The organism is Hallerella succinigenes (genome assembly GCF_002797675.1).
Lineage (GTDB): Bacteria > Fibrobacterota > Fibrobacteria > Fibrobacterales > Fibrobacteraceae > Hallerella > Hallerella succinigenes.
The window spans coordinates 1,235,710-1,260,691 of record NZ_PGEX01000001.1 but is presented as its reverse complement, the minus strand read 5'-3'; the positions used below and the strand labels follow the sequence as shown (position 1 = coordinate 1,260,691).

Annotated in this window: 31 protein-coding genes; 20 read left to right on the top strand and 11 right to left on the bottom strand. The window is 47.3% G+C overall.

What is annotated here, in order from left to right; translation table 11 throughout:
* Positions 1–5: 5 nt before the first annotated feature.
* The 7 genes from tsaA (at position 6) to cysS (ending at position 9,569) form a co-directional block, all read left to right on the top strand.
* Positions 6–794, top strand: a complete 789-nt coding sequence (tsaA, locus tag BGX16_RS05680; RefSeq protein WP_241899470.1) for a tRNA (N6-threonylcarbamoyladenosine(37)-N6)-methyltransferase TrmO — start codon at positions 6–8, stop codon at positions 792–794.
* Positions 795–907: 113 nt separating this feature from the next.
* Positions 908–2,374, top strand: coding sequence for a glutamate--tRNA ligase (gltX, locus tag BGX16_RS05675; protein WP_100425177.1), 1,467 nt, complete (start codon positions 908–910; stop codon positions 2,372–2,374).
* A gap of 12 nt (positions 2,375–2,386) precedes the next feature.
* On the top strand, positions 2,387–3,652 hold the full coding sequence (locus BGX16_RS05670) for a BON domain-containing protein (RefSeq protein ID WP_100425176.1): 1,266 nt from the start codon (positions 2,387–2,389) through the stop codon (positions 3,650–3,652).
* 2 nt (positions 3,653–3,654) lie between these two features.
* Positions 3,655–4,629, top strand: a complete 975-nt coding sequence (locus BGX16_RS05665) for a helix-turn-helix transcriptional regulator (protein ID WP_100425175.1) — start codon at positions 3,655–3,657, stop codon at positions 4,627–4,629.
* On the top strand, positions 4,626–5,672 hold the full coding sequence (gene queA / locus BGX16_RS05660; protein WP_241899469.1) for a tRNA preQ1(34) S-adenosylmethionine ribosyltransferase-isomerase QueA: 1,047 nt from the start codon (positions 4,626–4,628) through the stop codon (positions 5,670–5,672). The genes BGX16_RS05665 and queA overlap by 4 nt, the downstream gene beginning before the upstream one ends.
* Positions 5,673–5,693: 21 nt before the next feature.
* Positions 5,694–8,132, top strand: a complete 2,439-nt coding sequence (locus BGX16_RS05655; protein ID WP_241899468.1) for a DUF3536 domain-containing protein — start codon at positions 5,694–5,696, stop codon at positions 8,130–8,132.
* 21 nt (positions 8,133–8,153) lie between these two features.
* On the top strand, positions 8,154–9,569 hold the full coding sequence (cysS, locus tag BGX16_RS05650; RefSeq protein ID WP_100425173.1) for a cysteine--tRNA ligase: 1,416 nt from the start codon (positions 8,154–8,156) through the stop codon (positions 9,567–9,569).
* Between the two features lie 179 nt (positions 9,570–9,748).
* On the opposite strand, the gene BGX16_RS05645 is transcribed toward cysS, so the two are convergent.
* The 3 genes from BGX16_RS05645 to BGX16_RS05635 are packed head-to-tail and all read right to left on the bottom strand — an operon-like array spanning position 9,749 to position 11,144.
* The gene (locus tag BGX16_RS05645) at positions 9,749–10,174 is read right to left on the bottom strand and encodes an RrF2 family transcriptional regulator (protein ID WP_157797894.1); all 426 of its coding nucleotides are present in this window, start codon (positions 10,172–10,174) and stop codon (positions 9,749–9,751) included.
* Complete coding sequence (locus BGX16_RS05640) at positions 10,171–10,599, bottom strand: RrF2 family transcriptional regulator (protein ID WP_100425171.1); 429 nt, start codon at positions 10,597–10,599, stop codon at positions 10,171–10,173. The genes BGX16_RS05645 and BGX16_RS05640 overlap by 4 nt, the downstream gene beginning before the upstream one ends.
* Entirely contained in the window at positions 10,596–11,144 is a 549-nt protein-coding gene (locus tag BGX16_RS05635) for a hypothetical protein (RefSeq protein ID WP_100425170.1), read from the bottom strand. The genes BGX16_RS05640 and BGX16_RS05635 overlap by 4 nt, the downstream gene beginning before the upstream one ends.
* Positions 11,145–11,309: 165 nt before the next feature.
* Here BGX16_RS05635 and BGX16_RS05630 point away from each other — a divergent pair, with 165 nt between their 5' ends.
* Positions 11,310–11,921 (top strand): penicillin-binding protein activator LpoB, encoded by a 612-nt coding sequence (locus tag BGX16_RS05630; protein WP_100425169.1) that lies wholly within the window; start codon positions 11,310–11,312, stop codon positions 11,919–11,921.
* Between the two features lie 22 nt (positions 11,922–11,943).
* Positions 11,944–13,353: a COG3014 family protein gene (locus tag BGX16_RS05625; RefSeq protein WP_100425168.1), complete on the top strand. Its 1,410-nt coding sequence runs from the start codon at positions 11,944–11,946 to the stop codon at positions 13,351–13,353.
* A 109-nt stretch (positions 13,354–13,462) separates the two neighbouring features.
* Here the strand turns inward: BGX16_RS05625 and BGX16_RS05620 are convergent, their stop codons facing one another.
* Positions 13,463–14,125, bottom strand: a complete 663-nt coding sequence (locus tag BGX16_RS05620; protein ID WP_100425167.1) for an HAD family hydrolase — start codon at positions 14,123–14,125, stop codon at positions 13,463–13,465.
* Between the two features lie 116 nt (positions 14,126–14,241).
* On the opposite strand from BGX16_RS05620, the gene BGX16_RS05615 reads away from it, so the two are divergent.
* A complete protein-coding gene (locus BGX16_RS05615; protein WP_100425166.1) occupies positions 14,242–15,375 on the top strand; it encodes an Rpn family recombination-promoting nuclease/putative transposase in 1,134 nt (377 codons plus the stop codon).
* 363 nt (positions 15,376–15,738) lie between these two features.
* Entirely contained in the window at positions 15,739–16,218 is a 480-nt protein-coding gene (locus tag BGX16_RS15080; protein WP_100425165.1) for a type IV pilin protein, read from the top strand.
* 72 nt (positions 16,219–16,290) lie between these two features.
* Here BGX16_RS15080 and BGX16_RS05605 read toward each other — a convergent pair whose 3' ends face one another.
* Together BGX16_RS05605 and BGX16_RS05600 are read right to left on the bottom strand one after the other, a co-directional pair.
* A complete protein-coding gene (locus BGX16_RS05605) occupies positions 16,291–16,650 on the bottom strand; it encodes a hypothetical protein (protein WP_100425164.1) in 360 nt (119 codons plus the stop codon).
* Positions 16,651–16,690: 40 nt separating this feature from the next.
* Positions 16,691–17,911, bottom strand: a complete 1,221-nt coding sequence (locus BGX16_RS05600) for an ATP-binding protein (RefSeq protein WP_100425163.1) — start codon at positions 17,909–17,911, stop codon at positions 16,691–16,693.
* A 94-nt stretch (positions 17,912–18,005) separates the two neighbouring features.
* On the opposite strand from BGX16_RS05600, the gene BGX16_RS05595 reads away from it, so the two are divergent.
* Entirely contained in the window at positions 18,006–18,356 is a 351-nt protein-coding gene (locus tag BGX16_RS05595; RefSeq protein ID WP_100425162.1) for a hypothetical protein, read from the top strand.
* Positions 18,357–18,417: 61 nt separating this feature from the next.
* On the opposite strand, the gene BGX16_RS05590 is transcribed toward BGX16_RS05595, so the two are convergent.
* A complete protein-coding gene (locus BGX16_RS05590; RefSeq protein WP_241899467.1) occupies positions 18,418–19,377 on the bottom strand; it encodes a site-specific integrase in 960 nt (319 codons plus the stop codon).
* A gap of 241 nt (positions 19,378–19,618) precedes the next feature.
* On the opposite strand from BGX16_RS05590, the gene BGX16_RS15230 reads away from it, so the two are divergent.
* Genes BGX16_RS15230 through BGX16_RS05575 form a run of 3 tightly spaced genes read left to right on the top strand, consistent with a single transcriptional unit; the run spans position 19,619 to position 20,522 of the window.
* Positions 19,619–19,837: a DUF3791 domain-containing protein gene (locus BGX16_RS15230; protein ID WP_073301621.1), complete on the top strand. Its 219-nt coding sequence runs from the start codon at positions 19,619–19,621 to the stop codon at positions 19,835–19,837.
* Positions 19,834–20,310 carry a DUF3990 domain-containing protein gene (locus BGX16_RS05580; RefSeq protein WP_100425161.1) on the top strand — a complete coding sequence of 159 codons (477 nt, stop codon included), beginning with the start codon at positions 19,834–19,836 and terminating at the stop codon, positions 20,308–20,310. The genes BGX16_RS15230 and BGX16_RS05580 overlap by 4 nt, the downstream gene beginning before the upstream one ends.
* The gene (locus BGX16_RS05575) at positions 20,307–20,522 is read left to right on the top strand and encodes a hypothetical protein (protein ID WP_073301625.1); all 216 of its coding nucleotides are present in this window, start codon (positions 20,307–20,309) and stop codon (positions 20,520–20,522) included. The genes BGX16_RS05580 and BGX16_RS05575 overlap by 4 nt, the downstream gene beginning before the upstream one ends.
* An 80-nt stretch (positions 20,523–20,602) precedes the next feature.
* Here BGX16_RS05575 and BGX16_RS05570 read toward each other — a convergent pair whose 3' ends face one another.
* Entirely contained in the window at positions 20,603–20,878 is a 276-nt protein-coding gene (locus BGX16_RS05570; protein ID WP_157797893.1) for a hypothetical protein, read from the bottom strand.
* Between the two features lie 112 nt (positions 20,879–20,990).
* Here BGX16_RS05570 and BGX16_RS14550 point away from each other — a divergent pair, with 112 nt between their 5' ends.
* A complete protein-coding gene (locus BGX16_RS14550; RefSeq protein ID WP_157797892.1) occupies positions 20,991–21,149 on the top strand; it encodes a hypothetical protein in 159 nt (52 codons plus the stop codon).
* Entirely contained in the window at positions 21,146–21,736 is a 591-nt protein-coding gene (locus BGX16_RS05565; RefSeq protein ID WP_198514868.1) for an N-acetyltransferase, read from the top strand. The genes BGX16_RS14550 and BGX16_RS05565 overlap by 4 nt, the downstream gene beginning before the upstream one ends.
* Positions 21,737–21,815: 79 nt before the next feature.
* Here BGX16_RS05565 and BGX16_RS05560 read toward each other — a convergent pair whose 3' ends face one another.
* Entirely contained in the window at positions 21,816–22,013 is a 198-nt protein-coding gene (locus BGX16_RS05560) for a hypothetical protein (protein WP_100425159.1), read from the bottom strand.
* Positions 22,014–22,105: 92 nt separating this feature from the next.
* Positions 22,106–22,453, bottom strand: coding sequence for a hypothetical protein (locus BGX16_RS05555; protein ID WP_100425158.1), 348 nt, complete (start codon positions 22,451–22,453; stop codon positions 22,106–22,108).
* Between the two features lie 113 nt (positions 22,454–22,566).
* On the opposite strand from BGX16_RS05555, the gene BGX16_RS05550 reads away from it, so the two are divergent.
* From BGX16_RS05550 to BGX16_RS05540, 3 genes are all read left to right on the top strand, one after another.
* Complete coding sequence (locus tag BGX16_RS05550; RefSeq protein WP_157797891.1) at positions 22,567–22,788, top strand: hypothetical protein; 222 nt, start codon at positions 22,567–22,569, stop codon at positions 22,786–22,788.
* A complete protein-coding gene (locus tag BGX16_RS05545; RefSeq protein WP_100425156.1) occupies positions 22,745–23,197 on the top strand; it encodes a putative toxin-antitoxin system toxin component, PIN family in 453 nt (150 codons plus the stop codon). Before BGX16_RS05550 ends, BGX16_RS05545 begins: the two co-directional genes overlap by 44 nt.
* 74 nt (positions 23,198–23,271) lie before the next feature.
* On the top strand, positions 23,272–23,634 hold the full coding sequence (locus BGX16_RS05540; protein WP_157797889.1) for a hypothetical protein: 363 nt from the start codon (positions 23,272–23,274) through the stop codon (positions 23,632–23,634).
* Positions 23,635–23,765: 131 nt separating this feature from the next.
* On the opposite strand, the gene BGX16_RS05535 is transcribed toward BGX16_RS05540, so the two are convergent.
* Positions 23,766–24,968, bottom strand: a complete 1,203-nt coding sequence (locus BGX16_RS05535) for an ATP-binding protein (protein ID WP_100425154.1) — start codon at positions 24,966–24,968, stop codon at positions 23,766–23,768.
* Positions 24,969–24,982: the final 14 nt, after the last annotated feature.

Sequence of the window (24,982 nt, the reverse complement as noted above, 5' to 3'; positions counted from 1 at the left end):
TAGGCGTGAAAATTGAATTCGAACCAATCGGGACCTTCTACAGCCAGGCTTCGTACAAGTACGAAGTCCCGCGGCAGGGGGTCTTTTTTCGTGGGCATCCCGGACGGATAGAGCTTTTACCGCATAAGGGATTTGAAGAGGCTCTCCGCGATTTGGGAAGTTTTGAACGCCTATGGATCGTTTTTCATTTTCACCAGAATTCCGGTTGGCGCCCGACGACTCGACCGCCTGTTCCGCCCGCGGATCACGACCGCGTCGGAACCTTCGCTTCGCGAAGCCCGTACCGTCCCAATCCCATAGGACTTTCTTGCGTAAAGCTCGTTTCCATGGAAAAGCTTACGTTGCACCTCGATGAAGCGGACCTGTTGAACGAAACTCCGATTTTGGATATCAAGCCTTACATTCCCAAGGCGGATGCTTTTCCGAATGCGAAAGCGGGCTGGGTGGATGCGCAGAACATGGAACAGTGGAAGATCGTTCCGAGCGAAATTTTTAAGGCGGAAAGCGATTGGATTTTTGAAATGTGCGGCTGGGATTTGCAAAGCTTTGCCGAATGTCAGCTTGCAAACAGCCCGCTGGATTCGACACGGCGCCGCGTGAAGGTAAATATGGAAACGCATACGGCGGAGCTCGCCTTCCGCACTTTCCGTATGGACTTCCAGTTTGACGAGGCGAAAAAACAGATTCTTTTGCTTCGAATTCGCAGTGGATATTCGGCTGCGGAACTCGCTTCGACGGAAGACGTCTACCACGACAAGCCCTTGCATTTGGCGTTCTTGAAGCAAAAATTTTAAGGCGTCAGTTTTTGACGCTTTTTGACAAAGGCTTTGCAACGGCAAAAGTCTAAAAAACTATTATTGTTCACAAATCTCTAATTCTCTTTTGGAATTTTTTATTCGAGGTTCTTATGTCTGAATCCACTCGCAAAGTTCGAGTCCGTTTTGCTCCGAGTCCGACTGGCTATCTTCACGTCGGTGGCGCTCGTACTGCCATTTACAATTACTTCTTCGCCAAGGCGATGGGCGGTACGTTCTATCTGCGCATTGAAGATACCGACCGCAAGCGTTACAATGAACAGGCGCTTCAGGATTTGATGCGTGACCTCAAGTGGCTCGGTCTCCACTGGGATGAAGGTCCGGGTTGCGAAGGGGATTGCGGTCCGTACTTCCAGAGTGATCGTTTGGAAATCTACCACCGCGAAATCCAGAAGCTCTTGGACGCGGGCTGCGCTTATTACTGCTTCTGCACCGAGGAACGTTTGCAGGAAGTACGCGCAGAACAGGAAAAGTCCCATGTGCCAGTTACCGGCTACGACCGTCACTGCCGTCACATTAGCCGAGAAGAAGCCGAAGCGCGTATTGCCGCTGGCGAAAAGGCGGTTATCCGCTTTAAGGTTCCGGAAACGGGTGTGACGGAATTCGACGATTTGATCCGCGGTCATATCTCTTACCAGAATGAACTTTTGGACGACCTCGTGCTGATCAAGCGCGACGGCTACCCGACTTATCACTTTGCAAGCGTCGTCGATGACCATTTGATGGGAACGACGCACGTGCTCCGCGGTGATGAATGGATCAGTTCCACGCCGAAGCATGAACTTTTATACAAGGCTTTCGGTTGGGAACCTCCTGTATGGTGCCACCTGCCGGTGATTCTCGACAAGAACGGCGGTAAGCTCAGTAAGCGTAAGGGTGCTGCATCGGTCGGTGACTTCCGCGATCTTGGATACTTGCCGGAAACTCTCGTGAACTACCTCGCTCTCCTCGGCTGGAATCCGGGTGACGATCGCGAAGTCATGACGGTGAAGGAAATGATCGATTGTTTCACATTGGACCGTATCAATCCGAAGTCGGCAAGCTTCGACGAAAAGAAGCTCCAATGGATGAACGCTCAGCACATTCACATGTGCGACAACGCATTCCTCAAGGGCCTCATGAAGGAAGGTCTCACAAAGAAGGGCATCGATCTTTCGAACGAACCGGAAGAACGTCTGGACATGATCGTGACTCTTCTCAAGCCGCGCGCTCACTTTGTGCAGGATTTGGCGGATATGTCTGTTTACTTCTTTGTCGCTCCGACGTCTTACGACGAAAAGGGGATGAAGAAACACTTTGGCGCAGGTTCTAAGGTTCTTGCGACTCTCGTCCGCGATACTCTCGCTGCAATCGACGAATTTAAGACGCCGGTCATCGAAAAGGCTTTTTATGACTTGGCTGAACGTTGCGGTCATAAGGTCGGTGAACTTGTGGGCGCTCCGCGTCTTGCGGTTTCCGGCGTTGTCGCTGGTCCGAGCCTTTGGGAACTTTTTGAAACCGTCGGCAAGGAAGAAACGCTTCGCCGTATCGACGCGGCTCTTCCGCTGATGCAGGACTAGTTCAGAGGCGAAATGCTCCGATCCTGGACGTACAAACTCATCGAAAAAAAGTTCTACTGCGCAGAATGCAGTGCGATTTCAACGTACAGCATTTATTCGCGAGAACCGTTTTCGGTGCACGCTGGTGTCCCGTTCGGAATACCTCTGGTCTGCCGATGCAAACTCTGCGAAACGTTCTTTGTGGCGTTCTCACAAGAGCTTTACTTCGGTAAGCCGTCTTTCAATGCGGAATATGCCAAGCTCCTTTCGCAAAATCGGATTGCGCCGAACGATTGGGTTTACGTCGATGGCAAAACTCGACCGGGTTGCGTTGCGGGACATTATTCGACGCGGACGGAAGAAGTGGTGGAACTCGACTTTGGCCAAGGCGAACGTGAAAAATTCACGCGCCCGCTGATGACGCATTTTAACGAACGCGCTCCGCTGGGATTCAAACTTTTGCCGGCGCAGGCGGGTGTTGCCCTTTTGGGCGATCCGATTTATCACGTGTTGCGCCAGATGACCGGTTTTGTCGTCGGTCGTGTTTCGGATCATGGCGCAGAAAAGCTCGTGGTGCAGCTTGAAAACGGAAAGATCATTTTTATGACGCTTCCAGATGAGTATCAGCTGCTTCCGGATCGTGTTTTGCTTGAACATTTGACGGAATGCGTGAAAACGTATTTTTCGTCGATCGTGGAGACGGTCAAGCTGAACGTGGTGCATTCGGTTGTTTACGTTTACGGATCGGTTCCGGAACTTCCGTTAAAAGAAGAAGTGATTCGTGAAATCAAAAAACTGCCGGATATTCGCGGTGTTGTGGATTTGCTCTCGGTGAGAATCCCGGGCGATCCGATTCCCGATGATGAACTTTGGCGTGCGGTGCTCCGCATTTTAGAAGATCACGATTCGCCGTTCTTTAATTGTGAAATTCAAGTGAGGGACGGTATATTAAAGTTGAACGCCTATTACACTTCGGGAAGCGATTTCAGGACGACGATAGCGCGCCTACGTCACATTCAAGGCTTGCGTGATGCTCAGTTTGAAATCGAAGAAGTGGGCGCTCCACCTCCGCACATGCGACACGTGGCGGATATGCTTCGAGTCAAGATGAAGCTTGATAAAAAGGCAAAAATGGATCAACGTCTGCGCATTATTCCGATGGCGGACGGCGTTTTGGTGGAAGGGTCGGTCAAAAGCATGTTACAAAAAAGCCTCTTGAATATTTTTATCGCACGTGCCGCGAAAGGAGTCCGAATTGATACCCGTATCCGAATTGATAATTCCTTGGGGGAGATATAAGAATGTCTTCGACTTATGATAAACTCAATCAGGTGAAAAAGCGTTTGCAGGAACATCCGACGAGTATCCAAGAACTCGCCGATTACATGAACTGCAACATTCGCACGATCTACCGCTACATCACCACGCTCGAAGGGGAAAACTGCGGTCTAAAGCAAGATAAGAAAACGCACCGTTTCTTCATTTCGCCCGATGTGCCGAAGCGCCCGGAATCTCTGATACGAGAACTGAAGTCGGCGCAAAAAGTCTTGGACAACATGGGCGTCGCTCACGGAAAAAGCATCAAAAAGGCGATCAAGATATTAAACGGCGAAGTATCGGAATCCGTCGAAGCCGCAAATCACGCCATCAACGTGGATAACGATTTTGTTGTGGACCTTGGACCGTTCTCGGAATACAGCGAAAACTTGCAGTTCCGCGAAACGGAAATTGACAAGTTCCTGGACGCGATCAAGAACCGCAGCAAGCTTAAAATTACATACGTTTCTGCGCACGACAATGCAACGGAAGAAAAAATCGACATTTGTCCGGTCAAGCTTGTGCTGCGTGTGGACACGCTTTACCTTGTCGCCTATGTAGAGCTGGGGGAAGGTAAACTGGAACGTCGTTTGTTCGCCGTGCGCCGTATTCGGAACTTCCGCAAGACCGGCGGATTCTTCCCCGAAATTCCGTTCAGCTACAAAGACCTTTACGCGAATTGCTTTGGCAAATATACAGGGAAGGATTTTCCGAAGATCAAGCTTGTGATGGAAGTGAAATCTTCTTGGTTGCAGACGCAGCTTCGGGAAGCGCACTTTAATCCGCCGATCAAAATTCGAAAGCAGAACCCGATGACCGTAGAATTGAATATTTGCGATACTCCGGATCTCGAAGGTTGGTTGCTCGGTATTCTTCCGGATGTGAAAATTTTGGAACCGGAAAGCCTTAAAGAAAGGCTGCGGTTACAGCTAAAAAAATCAAGTGAAGCATTATCATGATATCGACACATCTGTCTGATTACTCATTTGAATTCCCCAAGGAACTGATTGCTTCGCGCACGCCGGGCAAGGGTAAGACGAAAATTCTGCACTGTTCCAAGAACGGCGGCCCGCTCGAAATAGTTCCCGCCCCGAAGATTGTGGACTTTTTTAACCCCGGTGACTGTATTGTGGTGAACAATACGAAGGTGATACCGGCACGCCTTTACGGGCACACGATGCACGGCGGTGAAGTGGAAGTTCTGCTTGTGCAGACGCTTTTCCCCGATGAACAGGGGCACGCCCGTTGGGAAGCCTGGGTGCGTCCGGGTAAAGCTTTCCAGATTGGACGTGAACTGGAAATTGCCGGTGTCAAGGTGACCGTGGAAGCGATCAATCCAGACGGCGCCCGTGTGATCCGCTTTGACACGACTCCGGTCGAACTCGAAGCGATTATGAACAAGCAGGGGCACGTTCCGCTTCCTCCGTACATCAACCGTCCGGACGACGAAGAAGACAAAAAGGCGTACCAGACGATCTTTGCCAAATACAATGGAGCCGTTGCCGCTCCGACCGCGAGCCTCCACTTTAGCGCGGAAATGCTCAACGATCTCAGGGCAAAAGGCGTCCTCATCGCAGAGGTCACTCTCCACGTGGGACCGGGAACATTCCAGAACATTTCGGAAGAAGATTTTCGTGAACACAAAATGCACGGCGAACATTACGAACTCACGCAGGAAAATGCGGACATCATCAACAACGCTCGCAAGGCGGGCGGGCGCATTGTGCCGATCGGAACGACGAGCACCCGCGTCATCGAAACGATTGCCGCCGAAGATGGGACACTCAAGGCAGAAACCGGTGTGACCCACGCCTTCTTCTATCCGGGCTACCGTTATAAAATCACCGATGGACTTCTCACGAATTTCCACTGGCCCAAAAGTTCTTTGATTCTTCTCGTCGCCGCGTTCTACGGCAGAGAAAATACGCTTGCCGCTTACAAGTATGCAGTGGAACATCAACTGCACCTCTTTAGTTACGGCGATGGTATGTTAATTCTTTAAGGTTTACACCACGGTAAGATTATGGCAAAACAACCACTTTACTTCGCAATTCACGGACACTTCTACCAGCCACCTCGTGAAAATCCTTGGACGGGTGAAATTGAAAATCAGCCGAGCGCCGCACCGTTCCACGATTGGAACGACCGAATCGCTGCCCAGTGCTACAGCCCGAATGCCGCAAGCCGCATTCTTTCGGGCGGTGGACGTATCAAGGACATAGTCAATAACTATGAATACATGAGCTTTAACATGGGCCCGACCCTGATGGGTTGGATCCGCACACATTTGCCAGACACTTACCGTCGCATCCAAGAAGCGGATGCAAAAACGGTCCAGCGCCTTGGACACGGCAACGCAATCGCTCAGGTTTATAACCACATCATTATGCCGCTCGCTTCGCCGGAAGATCGCATTACGCAGATCCGTTGGGGCATCAAGGATTTTGAAACGCATTTTGGCAGAAAGCCGGAAGCGATGTGGCTCGCCGAAACCGCAATCAATATGGACACGGTGGTGGATCTGATTCGCGAAGGTATCAAGTTCACCATCCTTTCTCCGACACAGGCTTTAAAGTTTCGTCCGCTCGGCGGCACGAATGATGCGTGGAAGGGTTGTGAAAATACGGACATCGATACGACCCGTCCGTACCGCATCTTCCCGGTCGACGCCGAAGGCAACAAGATCTGCGATGGTTACCTGGACGTTTTCTTCTACAACCCGTGGCTTTCGAGCGCTGTCGGATTTGAACATCTTCTCCGCGACGCCAATGTTTTTGGTAAGCGCATCCAAGATGCTTTTGACCCGAACCGCGACGAACCTCAGCTGGTGAGCATCGGAACGGATGGTGAATCTTACGGTCACCACGAACCGTTCGGCGACATGTGTGCCGCTTGGCTCTTTAACCATTACGCTCCTCAGCACAATATGATCCCGGTGAACTTTGGCTGGTTCCTTGAAAAGTTCCCGCCGAAGTACGAAGTGCAACTGAAGAACGCACATTCCGAAGGCTGCGCCTGGAGCTGTGCACACGGCGTGGGACGTTGGTACCGTGACTGTGGCTGCTCAACGGGCGGCGGTGCGGACTGGAATCAAAAGTGGCGCACGCCGCTTCGTGATGCGATGAACTTCTTGAAAAAGTTTGCCGATGACGTATTCCTGCGTGAATTCGAAAAAATCGGCAAGGTCAACGCTTGGGACGCCCGCAACCTTTACGTGGACGTCCTCGTGAAGCCGGAAGAAAAGGAACGCAAGGAAAATTTCTTGAACGAAATCTTGCGCGACCCGAGCGATGAAAAAGCTCGTGCAACGGCGATTCGTTTGATGGAAATCGAAAAGTTCTGTCTGTTCACCTTTACGAGCTGCGGTTGGTTCTTCAACGACATCGAAGGTCTTGAACCGGTACAGAACATGCGCTATGCGGAACGTGCCATGGAACTTCTCCGCCCGTTCCTCCCGATCAACCATCCGATTCGCGACCAGTTTATGAGTATTCTCGGACGCGCTACTTCCAATGAACATCGTTGGAGCGGTACGGAAGTCTTTGTGCGCTATGCGATGCCGGACATGCCGGTCGCGCTCAAGCTTCTTGCGGAGCGGGCTGTCGTTTTGCACATGGGACTCGACAAGTACGAAAATCCGGAAAAGCTCGATTCGCGTATTACTGCAAAGGTTGTAGCTTCTCGCAAGTTTGAAACGGTTGTCCATGTGACATTCGACGACAAGGATATCGGTGAAAAGACCGAAGCGACGATTCTCACGTTGAGCGATTCGATGGGCAGAATTACGTCGGTCGTCTTCAGCGATACGGATCCTGCTTCGGTGAGCTTTGTACCGAATCAGAATGTTTCGTTTAAGCAGTTGCAGGTGCAGTTCCCGACCGCTTACGTGCTTCGCATGCGTCATTTGATGAGCGATTCTCTGCGCCATATCAACATTTTGCTGACGAAGTCCCGCTTGGAAAGCGTCACGAAGTCGTTCAACGGCTTTGCTCTTTCGCAGGGCCTTTCGATCGATTCCCTCGCCGACCAGGATCACACGCTTACCGATACGATGCGCAAGGCGCTTTCGCTCGAAATCAATGCAAAAATTCACGAAATGGCTCTGCAGTATTTGAAGGGTCACGATGCGGAACTTTTGGAAGATGTGCACGAACTTGTGGATGAAGCGACGGATCTTCGCACGCAGTTCTCGTTCGGCGGCACGGGCCGTATGTTCCACAAAAAACTTACGGAACTCATCGCCAAGGCATCTTCGGAATACGATGAAAATGTGATTTCGCATATCACAGGCCTCATCTCGATGGCGGGCTGGTTGCACTTGTACATCGACAAGACAACGCTCGAAAATCAGGTGTTCCCGATTTACCAGAAGTACATTGAGAACCCGGAAGACCCGCATAACCGCACTTTGCTCCCGATGTTTGACTGGCTCAACTTTGAACGCCGTTCCAAGGAACGTTAATTTCCTAAATTGAAGGATACTATGGCTCTCACATTCTACAATACAGCATCTCGAAAAAAAGAACCGTTCAGCCTTCTCCCCGGTAACGATACCGTGAAGATGTATTGCTGCGGTCCTACGGTTTATCACTATGCGCATATCGGCAACTTGCGCACCTATATTTTCGAAGATACGCTCTGTAGAACTCTCGAATATTATGGTTACAAACTGAACCACATTGTGAACATCACGGACGTCGGGCATTTGACAAGCGACGGCGACACCGGTGACGACAAGATGGAAAAGGGTGCAGCCCGTGAAGGCAAGAGCGTGTGGGAAATCGCTCAGTACTATACCGACGCCTTTATGAAGGACTGGCACGCTTTGAACATCGAAGAACCGACTCGTTGGACAAAGGCGACCGATCACATTCAGGAACAAATCGATTTGGTGAAGACTCTCGAAGAAAAGGGTTACACCTATCGCACCTCGGACGGTATTTACTTTGACAGTTTGAAGGACAAGCATTACGCTGACTTCGCCCGTTTGGACGTGGAACACCTTCAGCAGGGCTCCCGCATTGACATGGGCGAAAAACGTGCCCCGACGGACTTTGCTCTTTGGAAGTTCAGCCCGAAGGACAAGAAACGTTTGATGGAATGGGACAGCCCGTGGGGAATCGGATTCCCGGGTTGGCACATTGAATGTTCCGCAATGGCGATGAAGTACAACGGCCCGACGCTCGACATTCATTGCGGCGGAACGGACCATGTGCGCGTTCACCATACAAATGAAATTGCTCAGAGCGAATGCGCAACCGGAAAACCGTTTGCCCGTTTCTGGATGCACGGTGAATTTTTGCGCTTGGATGGAAACAAGATGAGCAAGAGTTCGGGTGAATTCTTGACGGTGAGCGTTCTCATGGACAAGGGTTACAACCCGATGGATTACCGCTTGTTCGCCCTCACCAGCCATTACCGCAACTACTTGAACTTTAGCTTTGAATCTCTCGACAGCGCCCGTGAAGCTTTGAAGAGCCTTCACAAAAAGACCGATCCGCTGATCGGCAAGGCGACTGCGATTCAAAGTGAAGAAGCCAAGAAGTGGCAACAGGAATTCAAGGATGCAATCGGTGACGATTTGAATATGCCACGCGCCCTTGGAATCTTGAACAGCATTCTGAAAACGGAACTTTCTGAAGGTGAAAAGGCGGCTCTCGTTGCAGACTTCGACAAGGTACTCGGACTGAAGCTCGATCATCCTCGCGAAGAATTTGTGAAGAAGCCGGACCCGAACGCCGTCGACGACACCGCGGAAATCGAAGCTTTAATCGGCCAGCGCACGGAAGCTCGCAAGGCCAAAAACTGGGCAGAAAGCGACCGCATCCGCGACCTGCTCAAAGAAAAAGGCGTTGAAATCAAGGACTCGAAGGACGGAACCAGCTGGAAAAGGGTGTAAAGATAATGTCAATTGACAGTTATCAAAGCTCAGCTTTTCGAAAAAGAAGCGGGTGAAACGATGTATCGGTTGGAGGTTCTGCAAGGTCGCATGCGAGTGATTGCGAAGAATGAATCCGACTGTTATTTGTAATCTGCAAAAACAGAGCATCGAGAGCGGCTGACAAGAATTCCAATGTGTTAATTAAAATAGCTTTGCAAATTTTTCTTCGAGAGCAGCTTTTCTAACGTCAGCGCTCTGAGTGCCTGTGTGATGGCGTCATCGATTTTTTGGTAAAGACCGATGCGGATTGCTTTACGGTAGTCGGTTTCTTCTTCGGTGGGGAGAGGCGGATCGACTATCGTCAAATCTCCTTCCAAGTTGCCGAGGACATCGTGCAGTTGGATTTCGCTGGGGGGCTTTGCCAAAATGAACCCGCCGTTAGACCCTTTGATGGATCGAATGTAGCCGGCGCGCTTGAGCGAGACTGCAATCTGTCCTAAATAGGCGGAAGAAATGTCTTGACGTTTAGAAATTTCTGCGAGGGTCGTGTGCGTGTCAAGCCCTTGTTCTGCAACGTCGATTAAGAATCGAACTCCGTAACGGCCTCTGGTCGAAATCTTCATGCGGCGCTTTCTCCTTGTATGTTGCGGTAAATCGAGACAAGGTCTGCGAGCGTGATCGCATGAATGACGCTTTCGATTGAAGTCTCTACGTCTTCCCATACCGTTCGGCTTTCGCAGATTTCGAATTTGGAACATTCGTCACCGTTCAAGCAGGGAATGCTGTGGAGAGTCGTTTCCATCAAGTTCAACACCTGATAGGCAGTAATTTCCTGTGGAGCTTTGGCAAGCTTGTATCCACCCTGTACGCCTCGGCTTCCCGTTACAAATCCCGCTTTTTTCAGCGGAATAAAGAGTTGTTCCAGGTAGCCGTCCGAAATATGGGTCTTTTCGGCAATCGTGTGGATGCTGTAAGGCTTATCCTCTGTCGCTGTCGCTAGACACAGCAGCGCTTCCAAAGAGTACTGTCCACGTGTTGAGATCTTCATCTGCTCACATCAATCGCTTTCAAGCCTGGGCGTGAATTGGCAAAAAGAATGCCGAGCGATACACCAAAGCCGTGATTCATTTCGTCGGCAAAGGTCCACTGGTAGGATCCTTTGAGTCGGAGGGAAATCCAAGATTCTCTAAAGAAGTATAAACCCGCATTTGCTTCCACGGTCGGACCGATGCGCTTTTCAAAGGAATCCGCAAAGTCATCTTCCGGAATTGCCTGCACACCGGCCATGCCGCCGACAAAAGGCGCAATGTCTGTCGGCAAGAGCTGTTGCTGCAAACCGATCTTTGCGTCGAAACCGTTTCCCGGAAAAGAATATCCTATGTCGCCCGTCACGCTTGTGTACGGCAGAATCTGGAAATTGCTGATGAAGTTTACATTGCCAAAGGCAGTGCGGTTGCTTTTCCAAGCATCGCTCAAAGGTTTTACGACGCTGATTTCCAAACCGTAGCTGGCGAATGGGCTATAAACAGAGCGTCCTTCCCCTGCAAAACTGAGTACGGCTAAAGCGCAAATGGCAATCATGATCTTTTTCATAGTAGAGTCTCCCAATGCAGACCATTCTGCAATATAGAAAAATAATCAAAAACTTTAGTGAACCGCTAGGAATTGTCTTCTTCTTGGATAAAGCGTCATTTTGTGTTTTAAAAGGAATGCTTTACTATATTTTCCCCTAAACTCACAATTCAACAAAGGGTAAATATGTCTAAAATTCTTCGCCTTTTTGTGCTCATGGCTGCTATGACCGCTCTCGTCGCTTGCTCCGGCGGCGGTAAAAAAGTCACCCGTATCGAATCCGACTCCGTGACCGATCTTTCCGGCAAATGGAACGATACAGACTCCCGTCTCGTTGCAGAAGAAATGATCCAGGACTGCATTGCTCGTCCATGGTACAATAAGCTTTTGAACACGAAGAACGGTGAACTCCCGACCGTCGTCATCGGCAGTGTCCGCAACAAGAGCCACGAACACATCAACGTGGAAACCTTCATCAAGGATATGGAACGCGCTCTCATCAACTCCGGCAAGGTGGATTTTGTTGCGAATGCTGAAGAACGTGGCGAACTCCGCGCAGAACTCGCTTCCCAGTCTGGAAATGCAACGGAAGAAACCCGTAAGGAAGCCGGTCAGGAAATCGGTGCAGACCTGATGCTCACCGGTAGCCTCAATTCCATCGTGGACCAGGAAGGCGGCGAACAGGTCGTGTTCTACCAGATCGACCTTCAGCTTGTCGACATTCAGACCCACAAGACCGTCTGGATTGGCGATAAGAAAATCAAGAAGTACATGAGCCGCTCCTCGGTGAAGATGTAATCTGAAGTTAGGAACTGTTACCATGAAGATCCGGTTTTTTTTGCTTGTTCTTTGCTCCTTTCTTTTTATCGCCTGCTCCAATAAATCGATGGTGCGATATGAAGCTCTTTTGGAACCTCTCAAAAAGGATGGCTTCCCGGGGGCAATCAGCAAAGTACAGGGAGAAAAAGAGGATCTTTATGGCGACAATACCTTGTTCCTTTATCACTTTGACTTAGCGACGCTATACCATTACAACGGCGACTACAAAAAGAGTGCCGCGGAATTTGAAAAGGCGAAGCAGGTTTATGAAGATCTCTACACGAAGTCCGTAACGAATGAAGCGGCTTCGGTGATTACGAATGATAATGTGCGTCCGTATCGCGCGCGCCCGTTTGAAATTTTAGCGCTTTACGAAATGAATATCGTCAACTATTTGGCGATGAAAGATATCGACGGCGCCCTGGTGGAAGCGAGAGCTTCGGACATTGCCTTGCAGGCTCTTTACCAGAAGGATAACGACAAAACAAATGATGCCGGATATCTCCGTTATCTGATCGGCCTTGTTTATGAAATGGAAGGCGAAAGGGATAACGCTGCGATTGCTTATTACAAAACGGCAAAGGCTTATGCAGAAGAAGGCATGCCGATTCCGGAAGAAGCGAAAGCCTTTATCAAGAACACGCTTGAAAAAGAAGGGCGTGCCGACGATCTAAAGAGTATTGGACTTGCGAACGGGAAAGCCCCGATGATTGTGCCGATGACGGCAGAAACGGGTAACGGTGAAATCGTAATTATCGGTTATGCAGGCCACAGCGCCATTCTCGGTGAATGGATGCTTTCGGGAACCTATGTACGCGGTGGCGTTTTGAATGTAATGGGCAAGAATCCGCAAACAGGCAAGGTCGATGGACTGACGATTCCGTTCCCGGCAACAGCGGTCGGCTCTCACGGTGGAACGACGTTTTCGGTGACGATTGCAATTCCGGAACGCAAGGATGTGCCGCACGTTGTAGAAGGCTTTGAAGTTCGGATTGATGATAAGCGCTTGCCGTACAAGCCGGAAGTCTATGTAGACAACACACAGCAGCTTGTGAAGAATTTGAAGCAGGAACGTGCAACAACGCTCGGCCGCACCGCGGTTCGCGTCATTACTCGCACGATTGCCGCACAGCAGGCAAAGAAGGCGATGGAAACGGATAACGTCTTTTTGAACCTGGTGACAAGTATTGGAACGGATGTGGCCGCAGGCCAGCTGGAACAGGCTGATTTGCGCGTCGCGCTCTTCTTGCCACATCAGGTGCGGATGGCTCGTGTGCCTGCAAAACCGGGGACGCATACGGTTAAAGTTCTTGCGACGAACAGCAACGGCAGCGCCGTGAAAGAATACACTTATACCGTACATGTGAAGGCTGGCGGCAAGTCCGTCATTGTCGTCCCGGCGATCAGATGATTGCCGCGTCACTTCGTTCCTTGCAATGACAGTAGACGAGTCCTTGCGATAACCACGCCATCGGCTCGTTATGACACAGCGGAATGCCATTGCGGGCGAAGCAAACAGATTATAACATTTGAGCGAGTTCAGTAAAATTTTGCGCGGAGGCCGTACCTTCGTGTTTTTTGCCATAGAGAATCGTTTGCATCCCGACGGATTTCGCTCCTAGAATATCGCGCTTGTAATTATCCCCAATCATGACACAGTCTTTGGGGTCTGCGCCAAGCTTTTGCGCAATGCTTGTGAACATGATGGCGGCAGGTTTGTCTGCGCCTACTTCTTCGCTCACGGTAATCTTGTCGAAGATTCCCACAAGTCCAAGTTTTTGAAGTTTGCGAATCTGAATGTGCAATGTTAAATCGGAGCAGATACCGAGAGGAATTTTTTTCGCTTTGAGCTTTTGCAAAAGTTCAAACGCACCCGGAAAAATTTGCATCGCGTTCAGGTAGGCGTCCCAGTAGGCGTTGTACATGGGGATGTCGTAAATCTCGCCTGGCAAGTTCAGCACTTCGCACATGTGATGGTAAAAGAGAATGCGGTTGTGGCCCGCCGCGGTCAGCGGATTCAAACGTTTTGTTTCCATGTCGCATTCAACGTAGAGTTTTACGAACTCATTGCGCGGTATTTGGCAAATCGGATAGAGGTAAGAGTAAACCGCATCACGGCCAGCGTTGTCGCAAGGTGTGTAAGGATAGAGTGTGTTGTCCAGATCGAAGATAATCGCTTGCATAGGGAAAATTTAGTTTTTCATTTTTTAAGTAGACGAATCGCCTTCTCGAGCGTCTTTAAATACAGGTGGGGAAATCTTCGCCTGCTTTGCGGGGGCGTTCCCGTTGATGAAGAAAGATGAAGACGACGAATGTTCCAGATAATTACGAGGATTACAGGGGCTCGGGCGTTTATGCGGACCTGCTGCTGGATCTGACCTTTAAAAAGGCGTTCAATCCCGATACGCAAAATAAGGTGTGCCTGATTGAACTTTTGAATGCGCTGCTCGAAGGCGAAATCGACGAACCGATTGAAGACGTACAGTCCCGCGACAAGGAACATAATGAAGGATCGAACGAAAACCGCACGACGATATTTGACCTGCACTGCGTAGACACGAAAAAGCGAAAATTTATTATCGAAGTGCAGATTGCTCCGCAAGAAAATATCGTGAACCGTGCGATCTATTATGCTTCCCAGACGGTCGTTTCGCAAGGGGAGCGAGGACGCGGTTACAGCTACAGTTTAGATCCTGTAATCACGGTGATGTTTATGGAGTTCAGCGTATTTGACGAACAGGACAAGTATCTCCGAAAAGCGATGCTTCGGGAAAAGGATGGCGCGAGAATTTCACAGACGCTGAACTTTGTGTTTGTGGAACTTCCGAAATTCAGAAAGAAGCTTGAAGAGCTTGAAACAGATCTGGATAAATGCTTGTACGCTCTCTGTCATATTAAGGAACTTCGGAAGATGCCTTCGAAGTATACAGGCTCCTCTTTCGAGCTCTTGTTCCGCACCGCTGAATTAGCTAAATTCAGTAAAGAGGAACAGAAGATGATTGACGCTGCACAGAAAGCCAAGTGGGATGCGTACGCGATACAGAGCTACCGCGAAAAAGAGTCTGCACGTTTGCAGGAAGAGTCCGTACGTTTGCAGGAAGAATCCGCACGTTTGCAGGAAAAAGACGTTCGCCTCCAAAAGGAAAAGTCTCGCCTACAGGAAGAAAATACCCGCATGCAAGAGGAAGCTGCTCGCATTCAAGAAGAAAATGCCCGCGTTCAAGCGGAAAAGTCTTGCCTACAGGAAGAAAACGCCCGCATCCAAGCGGAAAAGTCTCGCCTACAGGAAGAAAATACCCGCGTCCAAGCGGAAAAGTCTCGCCTTCAAGAAGAAAAGCGACATGTTGCGAAACTTCTCAAAGCGAGTGGAGTCCCGTTAGATGAAATTGCGGCCCGAATTCATCTTTCGAAAGAAGAGTTGAAAACTCTTTAGAATGTGAATAAATTAACCGAAAAGGCTCTTTCTCTTGAAAGGGCCTTTTGCGTGCCAACATGACGTTTTCATGACAATTGAAAGGCTCCATTTATGGGATAAAATCAGAAAATGTTGTCATATAAACGTAATTTTGGACTTTTTAATCCCAAAATTTCGCCGATTTCTCGATCTTGTAAATGAAAGTTTAGTCCAATTTGGAATGCTAAAATGGCCGATTTTTAAAGAAATTCGCAAGTTTTTGCATTTGCGTGACTAAAAAATGACAAGATGATGACAAAACTATTGCTTCTTTAAAACAAAACGTATATATTATCCGTGTTGATCAAAAGCAACAAAACCTTTAAAACAAGGAGTTCAATTATGAAGAAACAAGGTTTTACTCTTATTGAATTGATGGTCGTCGTGGTCATCATCGGTATTCTCGCTGCTGTCGCAGTTCCTAAGCTCTTCGGCATGATCGCGAAGTCTAAGGCTTCCGAAGTCGGCCCGGCTGCTGGAACCTACGTGAAGTTGCAACAGGCTTACTTCAGCGAAAGCAATATGGCTGGAGGTTGGCAGTTGATCGGGTACCAGGCTCCGAACAACGGAACTACAACGAATTTCGAATACGGTATAGAACTTCCCATTGGCGCTCAGAGTTCCGATGCCCTTTCTACAGGCAAGGTTGGCTGGAATGCAAAGAACAAAGTTGCTCTGAACGAATGCTCAAGCGCTGTGAACTGGACTGTGACTTTGAGCAAGGCTTCCGGTACAACTTCTGCGGATATTTCGTTTGCAGCTAGCGCTGGTGCTACTGGCTGCGTAGCCCTTACTCCGACTTTCGACAAAATCGGCAAGTAATCGCCTAATAAAACACAATAAAAAAGAGCTCTCCAAAGAGGGCTCTTTTTTTATCCTAAACTTTGCTAGCTATTACTTGCCGATCTGATTCCAGTTCGGAGTGAGCTGTAAGCAGGTTTGATCAAGAGTACTCGGAGTGAAGGTTGCCTCACCAGCAGCTGATCCCGCGGCAATATCAATCGTCCAATTCGCTGCGGACTCGCAATCATTCAACTTAGCCTTGTTAGACGCAGAAAAACCGATCGCTCCAGTAGCAAGGGCGATTGTATTGTCGGCCCAGCCGGATGCGTCAGTATAGGTGAAGTTGTTTGTGGAAGAAGTTGCGGCTCCATTTCCGGTAGCGTTAACATTATCACCCGGACCCTTATAGCCAATAACGCTCCAATTACCGATAGCAACAGCTTCAGAAATATAAGCCTGTTGCAACTTCACGTAGGTTTACGATTGAAATCGCCTGTAATAGACTGATTTTCTACAAGTAGGCTAACGGCAATATATTGACCTTATCCGTTAACGGCAAATGCGTTTTTGCGAGGCAAATTACGGCTCCACAACCGACGTCCATTCCATTTTCTTCAAGAATGTCAAAGTGGCGAATGTCCCTTCGTGTCGGGTTTGACGTTTGCTTTATTTCGACCGGGCATAATTTCCCGGCATCCTCGACAATCAGGTCAATTTCCCTTTTTTCCTTGTCCCGGTAGAAGCTAAAGTTCGGTTGACGACCGTTGTGCCAGTAGGTTTTCAAAAGTTCCGAAACGACGAAGGTTTCCAGCATTTCCCCGCTCTTGGCACCGGATTCAAGCACTTCCGGCGAAGTCCACCGTGTCAAATAGCAGGCAAGGCCCGTGTCGAGAAAATAGACCTTGGGCATCTTTGTCATGCGGTTTCCGATACTTTGTGCGTACGGGTATAGCAAGTAGACAAGCCCCGAAGCAATTAACAGCGACAACCAGCGCTGTACGGTCGGCACATTCTTCCCGATGTCCTTTGCCACATCGGAATAGTTAAGGAGTTGGCCCGTCCTGGAAGCGATGGCGGAGATAAACTTGGTGAAAGCGAGTTCGTCGCCGATGTTTATCAATTCGCGGACATCCCGTTCTACATAGGTCTGGACGTAGGAACTATAGAAGTCTTCCCAGTCCATCAGCGGATTTTCATAAAGGGCAGGGTAATTTCCACGCCATATACGGTGGAATATGCTCCCGTATTCCATGCCATCGACTACTGAAGCGCGTTTTTCTATCCATTCCGTAGTCGGTACGAACTTTTCTATATCGGGGGCGCCAGCGGTTTCGTTCAACGAAAAACCTTGCAGTTGCAATACGCCGACACGCCCGGCAAGGCTTTCGGAAACGCCCTTCATCAGGCGAAACTGTTGGGAACCACTCAGCCAAAATGCGCCGCGCTCATGCGATTCGTCTACGACCGCCTTGATATAAGGGAGTAACTGGGGTGCATGATGCACCTCGTCAATGAATACAGGGGGTGGAAAACGCTGGAGAAAAAGATCCGGGTTTTCTTGGGCAAGCGCCCTCAGTTCCAGGCGATCCAGCGATACGTAGCGCCTGTTCGGGTCGCAGTTGCGTAACAAGGTGGTCTTGCCCACCTGCCGTGGACCGGTAACCATGACCACCGGGAAGGATGTGGCCAGCCTTCTGATCGCGTTTTCGAGCGTCCGCTTAAAATAATCCATAAAACCTCTTGTGTAATACTGACTTTTCGACTAATATAATATTCAGTATTAAATTAGTCAATTTTAGATTTCATGGAAGAAGGCGTAAACCTACGTGAAGTTGCAGGATGCATACGCTGCCGAATCTAATCAACTTGGCGGTTGGGAACTTATCGGCTATACAGCTCCGGGAACTAAGGCCTCAACGACAAGCTTCTCTTCTACAAACTTCACCTATTCTTCCACTCCAGCTGGTGGCGCTTCTGTCGCGTTAACAACTGCTGGAGCAACAATGGCTGGTGGATGGATTGCTACCGCAAGAGTCGCTCTTAACGATTGCGCTGCTAACTCCACTTGGACGATGAACGTTACCGGCAAGACCGACGGCATTACGTATGCTAAGGTGTATAGCGACCAAACAAACTGCAAGCCGCTCACACCTAACTTCGAAAATATTGGTAACTAATCAACTCGCAGAGTTAACGATGAAAAAAGAGTTCTCCTATGGAGAACTCTTTTTTCAAATATCATTTTAATTGATTGAACTTTCGCATTTCTTTATCCAAAAATGTGTCCACGAATTTTGCATAAATCAGCGTGGTGTCCAGATTTCGATGCCCTAAGAGTTTACTTGTCGCCGGTAGCGGAATGCCGAGTGTGATGCATGTAGTCGCAAAAGTATGTCGAGCCAAATGACAGTGAATATGTTTGTAATAGCCAAGCTTTTTCGCCGCTTTACGAAGAGTTCTGTTAAATGTGCAGTTGTCAGGAACTTGAAATACGAGTCCGGCCTTAATTTTTTCCGGCATCAATAACCGAGCTTGGATGGGAATCGGTATGTAAACGGGTTCGCCTGTTTTGTGTGTCTGCTTGCGAATTTTCCAGTCAAAAATTTCAGAAGCATCCAATGTCTTCAAATCTGTGTAGCGAAGCCCCGTAAAACAGCTAAACAAAAAAATTCGCATAATATTGCGCTCATTTGGTGTTAATACACTTTGCCTGTCGCTGAAATTCAGGTACAAGCTTTTGAGTTCACGGATTGTCAAGAATCCCCGATGCGAATAGACTCGTCCAATCTTGATTCGCTCGAAAGGGTTTTCAGAAATCAATTTGTCCACGATCATCTTGTTTACAAAGATTCGCAGGACCGACAAGGCTTTGCTAATCGTTGCCGGCTTGTTGCCAACATCTTGTAAATGGGATCGGATTTTCCGAATTAAATCTTCATCGATGGCTGTACAGTCGAGATTTGGAGCAAAATGTTGGATTTTTTTTAGATTCCAGAAATAAGTCCGCTGTGTTTGTGGAGCCAGGTTTTCTTTTTCTTTTTCTAAATATTGTATCGCAGTGTCATAAAAAAGCATAAAGCCTCCTGCCAATGAAATTGGCGAATGCTCTGAACATTCAGGGCGGAGGTAGGATATAAAAAACTGATTAAGCGCTTTCTCTAACCCGGCAATTTCTTCGTCAGAAAGTTCCGAGGACATCTTTCTTCGGCTGAGTGTAGGTTAAAACAATCTTCTGGAATTCCTCGACAATCGGTGTCTTGTCTATGAACCTGTAAAAGTCCGTCGTGTCATTCTTTACGGAGATTTCGCTTATTCAAGGGTGAAAAAAATCTTTTTTAGTAGTTACGGCTTCACGTAGGATGAAAAAAAGAGAAGCAAAGGAACTCTGTTCGGCATACTTATATTTGTTTTTTCAAAAACGATAATCTATATTCTAAACATGACGGACAAGTACAAAATTCCTTACGTAAACATGTGCATTCGCCTTTTTGCTAAGCGATTCCAGTTGCCGCTTCAGGGGGCGGCGGATTACTTGTGCCGATTTAAGGGTATCCGATTTCTAGACGAATCTTATTCTACAGAGCACCTTCTGCCGGTGGAAGATACCTTAAATGATTTGGTTGCCGTTTGCAAGAATAACGGGGGCGCAATCGGATGATTCTTTATCACGGAACGAATTGCGATTTCACTATAATTGACCTAGAGAAAACCAAACTGTACAAAGATTTCGGCAAAGGTTTTTATGTAACCGACATTCGACAGCAGGCTTGTGAACTCGCCAAAACTCGAAGCCGCATTTGGGGAGGCGCACCCGTTGTCCAAGAATATGAATTCGATGAAACAGTCCTTCAATCAAATGGTTTACGAGTTTTGCGCTTTGATAAGGTTTGTGTAGAATGGGCCGAGTTTATTTATAAAAACCGTAGCAGGTACACAAACTTCACTCATGATTACGATATTGTTATCGGACCAATTGCAGATGACGGCGTGGCCTATTTACTAAACTTGTATGAGGAGGGTTTGAGAACTTTAGAAGAGCTGGCTATGGAACTTGAGTATAAGAATTTGAATAGCCAGTACTGTTTCTTGACGAAAAGGGCGATTTCCTTTTTGCGGAGAGTAAAGAAATGACGACAGCTCAATCAGAATCGTTGGTCTCTAGAATTGTAGAAAAAAATGTTCAATTGTTAATGAACGATTTTTCCATGGATATGGAATCCGCGTTTGGATTTGTCTATAAATCTAGAGTATTTGAAGCTCTGAACGATCCTGAAACTGGCCTACGGGCGCGAAGCCCCGATTATATTTACGAACTCATTAGAGAAGAATTTTTAAAGAAATAATCATTTGTCACTATGTTGCTACAATTGTGCAAAAAGGGCCTCCAAATGGAGACCCTTTGAAATGTTATGCGTACTAGACCTTACTTGCCGATTTTACTGAAGGTCGGAGTAAGAGCTTCCCCACAATTAGGTGTAGTTGCTGTATACGTTACACTATTTCCATTAGTAGCACCTGCAACATCCAACTGCCACTTTGTGCCTATTGCGCAGTCATTCAACGCAACTTTTGATGTCGCGTTCCATGCATCTTCTTTTCCGTCGGTGACAGCAACAGTTCCGTCCTCAGTATCACCCCCATATGTAAAGTTGGTTGTTGCATTCATGACATATCCAATTTTTTTCCAACCACCAATCATATTGGATTCCGATACATACGCGTCCTGCAACTTCACGTAGGATGAGTCCAGATATGGCGTAAATCAACCTTTTGTGCTTGTATTTTAATTTCATCAATTCTATATTGTAGGTATGGCACTTGAAATTAGACCTATTCCGACTTTAAAGGGGCAAGAAGCCTTGGCGTTTGCGTTGGCCGCTGAACGTGCGACTAAAGTACGAGGTCGTCAAAATTTTTCGGAACAAATACGAAAGGCTGACGCGATTCTCAAAGAGGCCGGTCTCATTTGATTTTAGAAAATGACTTCCGTTTTCGTCGTTATAACAAGGAACTTGCCGAAAGAGTTTCTGGTTTTGATTGTGGCGACAAAGATTTGAACGATTTCTTTCGAGAGGATGCATTTAACTACGATGCCCAACTTTTAGGACGTTCGTATTGTTTCTTATCGGCAACGGACAACGATATTGCGGCAGCATTCACTCTATCGAATTCCGCAATTCGGGTTACCGAACTTCCAAACAACGCCAAGCGTAGACTGGTAAAGCTCATTCCTTGGATCAAACAAGGCAGAAACTATCCCGCCGTTTTAATCGGACGTCTTGGAGTTAACGTAAAATACAGGAATCAGAAACTCGGATCGCAAATCATTGACTTTATAAAGGCCTGGTTTTTAAGCGACCACAACAAAACTGGATGCCGATTTATCGTTGTTGACGCCTACAATAGAGAGGATGTTCTGCATTTTTATTCCAACAATCACAACGATTTCTCTTTTCTATTCAGAGACGTTTATCAAGAAAAAATATGCAACAGCATTCCAGAAGAAGAGCCTCTCAGGACACGACAGATGTATTTTGATCTAGCGACACTTTTGTAATCGTGTAAAAAGCATCTAGATGGGGATGCCTATTCCTAATCGTTTTCAAAGAAATCTTTCAAATCCGTCCATCTTTTGGTTATGGGAGTTTGGCTTGACTTGGGATTCCAGGAAACCGAACCCATCGAAATTGAAAGCCTGCCAATTTTTCCCCTTTTTCCTTGATGGCAAATACAGTAGGTCTCTTGCCCAGCTCTACAGATGCAGCAACCATCGTTCCAGTGTAGATTAGATTTCTTTGGGATTTGCTTGCAATGTCGTTTTTTACTTTTACCATACCATAAACGGCCTCTTTCTTTTTTGGGCTTATTACCTACAAAAAAGGATTCCGCCTACACTTTGTAGACGAAACCTTGCTGAATGTTTTGGTTATTGTCCGATAAAGGTGAAGTTCGGGGTAAGCTGGCTACAGTCGGACGTGGAGCTATTTGTAGCTGCCGGAGTATCTGCCGTATAGGAAATCGGAGATCCCTTGGCTGCATTTGCCGTTTGTGCTTCTTCGACTTGAATGCTCCACTTAGAATTGGCTGCGCAATCGTTGAGCTTTGCTTTGTTGGTTGCACTCCAGCCTTCGGTTGCCTGAAGACCAGCCAAAGCCAGCGTATTGGTTTGAATTGCTCCCGTATAGTTGAAGTTGTTGCTCTGCGGCATGTTGTAGCCAATCATCGTCCAGTTGCCGACATACGTCCCGCTTTCTGCAACATACGCGTCCTGCATCTTCACGTAGTATACGGGGGAATTATTGATTTGTTGTGGTGTTTGTGTAATGCAATTGCATTTTCTTTGAAAAAAAATGTATATTCTTGCTGAGGATGTATATGGCCGTTGATATGACACTGACAGAAATCAACCCGGCACAAATGCTGGTCTTGAAATCCTTCGCGAATGTGTCCAGCGAAGAGGAACTTTGCGCCTTGATGAAGACGCTAAGGGATTTCTATGCCCAACGGTTGGAAAAGGAACTCGACCACCTGTGGACGGACGGCACTTTGGACCAAATCCGTCTAGATGAATTGCAATCCGAACACCTGCGGACTCCGTATCGTGGATAGCAGGAAAAAAATTGTTATCGACACGAACGCAATCTTGCAAATGTTGGGGAGGCATAGCAAGTATCACTTCCTTTATGAAAAATTTTTGAACGAGGAATACGTACTGTGTTTGTCCAACGAAATTATGCATGAATATGAAGAAATTTTGGGAATGCGGGCGTCTCCGGCAGTCGCAAGTTTGTTCGTTAAAGTTCTTGAGTTTTCAGAAAATGTCATCCGCAAAGACCCATTCTTCAAACTAAACCTAATCAAAAAAGATCCCGATGACAATAAGTTTGTTGACTGCGCATTTGCCTGCCAAGCGGACTACATTGTGACGGACGATGCTCATTTCTCAGAATTGAGACAAATTAAATTTCCTGTGGTACATACCAAATCATTGGATGAATTCGCTCAAGGCGAAGCATAGGATTCTCTATGGTTTGATGACGATTGTATTCCTCTCAGCTTGATATTGTCGCGACATTTTCACTTCAAACTTACGTGAAGTTGCAGCAGGCTTACTATTCTGAAGCCTCTACTGTTGGCGGTTGGACGCTTATCGGTTACACGGCTCCGAATGATGGCGCAACGACGAACTTCTACTACGGTATCGGTGAAATTGGTCTTAAAAACAGCTCGAATGTTTCCAGTGCAACGGTTGCATGGCAGGCTGCAAACCCGAAGGCATTGAACGAATGCGCAGCTGTGGCTAGTGTCACTGCTGGTAATGTAAACCTTTCTGGAGCAAACTGGACTGTTAGCGTTACTCCGAACTCTACGAACACCGATTTGACATTCAAAGCTGAAGCTAAGACTGCAGGTTGCCAGGCTTTGACTCCGACCTTTGCTAACATCGGTAAGTAATCGTCTAGCAAAAGACAATTGCAAAAAAGAGTTCTCCTACGGAGAGCTCTTTTCTGTTTTAAAAGCTGATGATGATGACTCTTTTTTCATTTATATGATAAAATACAAGCCGGAAGAGACTCTTTTAAAGACTATTGAATCGAACGATTGGACAACCATTCCGCCAAATCCACGATACGAATACCTTCGTATTGATAAGGTTCATGTTTTGTCCTGGCTATAACCATTTTAGGATATGCGTCGTGGATTTTCAAAAGAGGCGATACCTCACGATCAAAAGTACTTTCTGTGCTAATATCATCCGAAACCTGTATGTAGATTTTTTCATCTTTTTTCAAGGCCACAAAGTCTATTTCCTTTTTATAAAGAAATCCTGCATAAATCTCATAACCACGTCGAAGAAGTTCTATGGCGACTATGTTTTCATACGCCCTGCCATAGTCCATATTTTTTGTTCCAAGCCGAGCGTACTTAAAAGAATGATCTCCCAGATAATACTTGTCTTGTGACGCAAGGTACTTTTTCCCACGAATGTCGTACTTGCGAACTTTATAGAATGCAAACGCGTTACACAGATAACCCGCATACGAACCGATCGTTTTGTCATTAACGGGAACTTTGCTACTAGTCAAAGCATCTGAAATGCTTCTTAGGGATGTTATATTGGATATATTGTCAGAAAGAAAGTCGCATAGCCGTTCCAATAAAACCTTATTCCGAATATTGTATTTTTTTACGATATCTCTTAAGACAAGCGTATCAAATACGTCCTTGATGTACTTATATTTATCCGTTGAATTGTTGTACACGTAGGAACCGGCCATGCCGCCGCCCTTCAAATATCGGTCAAGTGCACCCTGAATATCTGTTAATTCATAATACCGCATAAACTCAACGAAGGAGAAGGGGAACATTTCTATAGCAAAGGTTCGACCGGTGAATAACGTGGAAAGATCGCTGCTTAAAAGAAATGCATTTGATCCTGTTATGTATATGTCAAATTTTTCTGTTGCATGCAAGCCATTAATTGCTTTTTCAAAACCTTTGCACATCTGAACTTCGTCAATGAAAACGAAATTCGGAACATTTTGTTTGTATTTTTTTTGAACAAAATCATAAAGCGCATGGTATTCTGCTAAAGGCTCTGATTTAGGATCGTTGAAATTCACATGAATTACGTTTGCTTTACGGTTCTCTTTTTTTAAACGCTCCATAAACATGTCCATTAGTTTGGACTTGCCACTACGGCGAATACCCGTAATAACCTTGATGTCTGGAGTACCGACGACAGACAACAAGCGATTTATGTATTCGATTCTTTGGATTAACTTCATTAGGAAGCCTATTT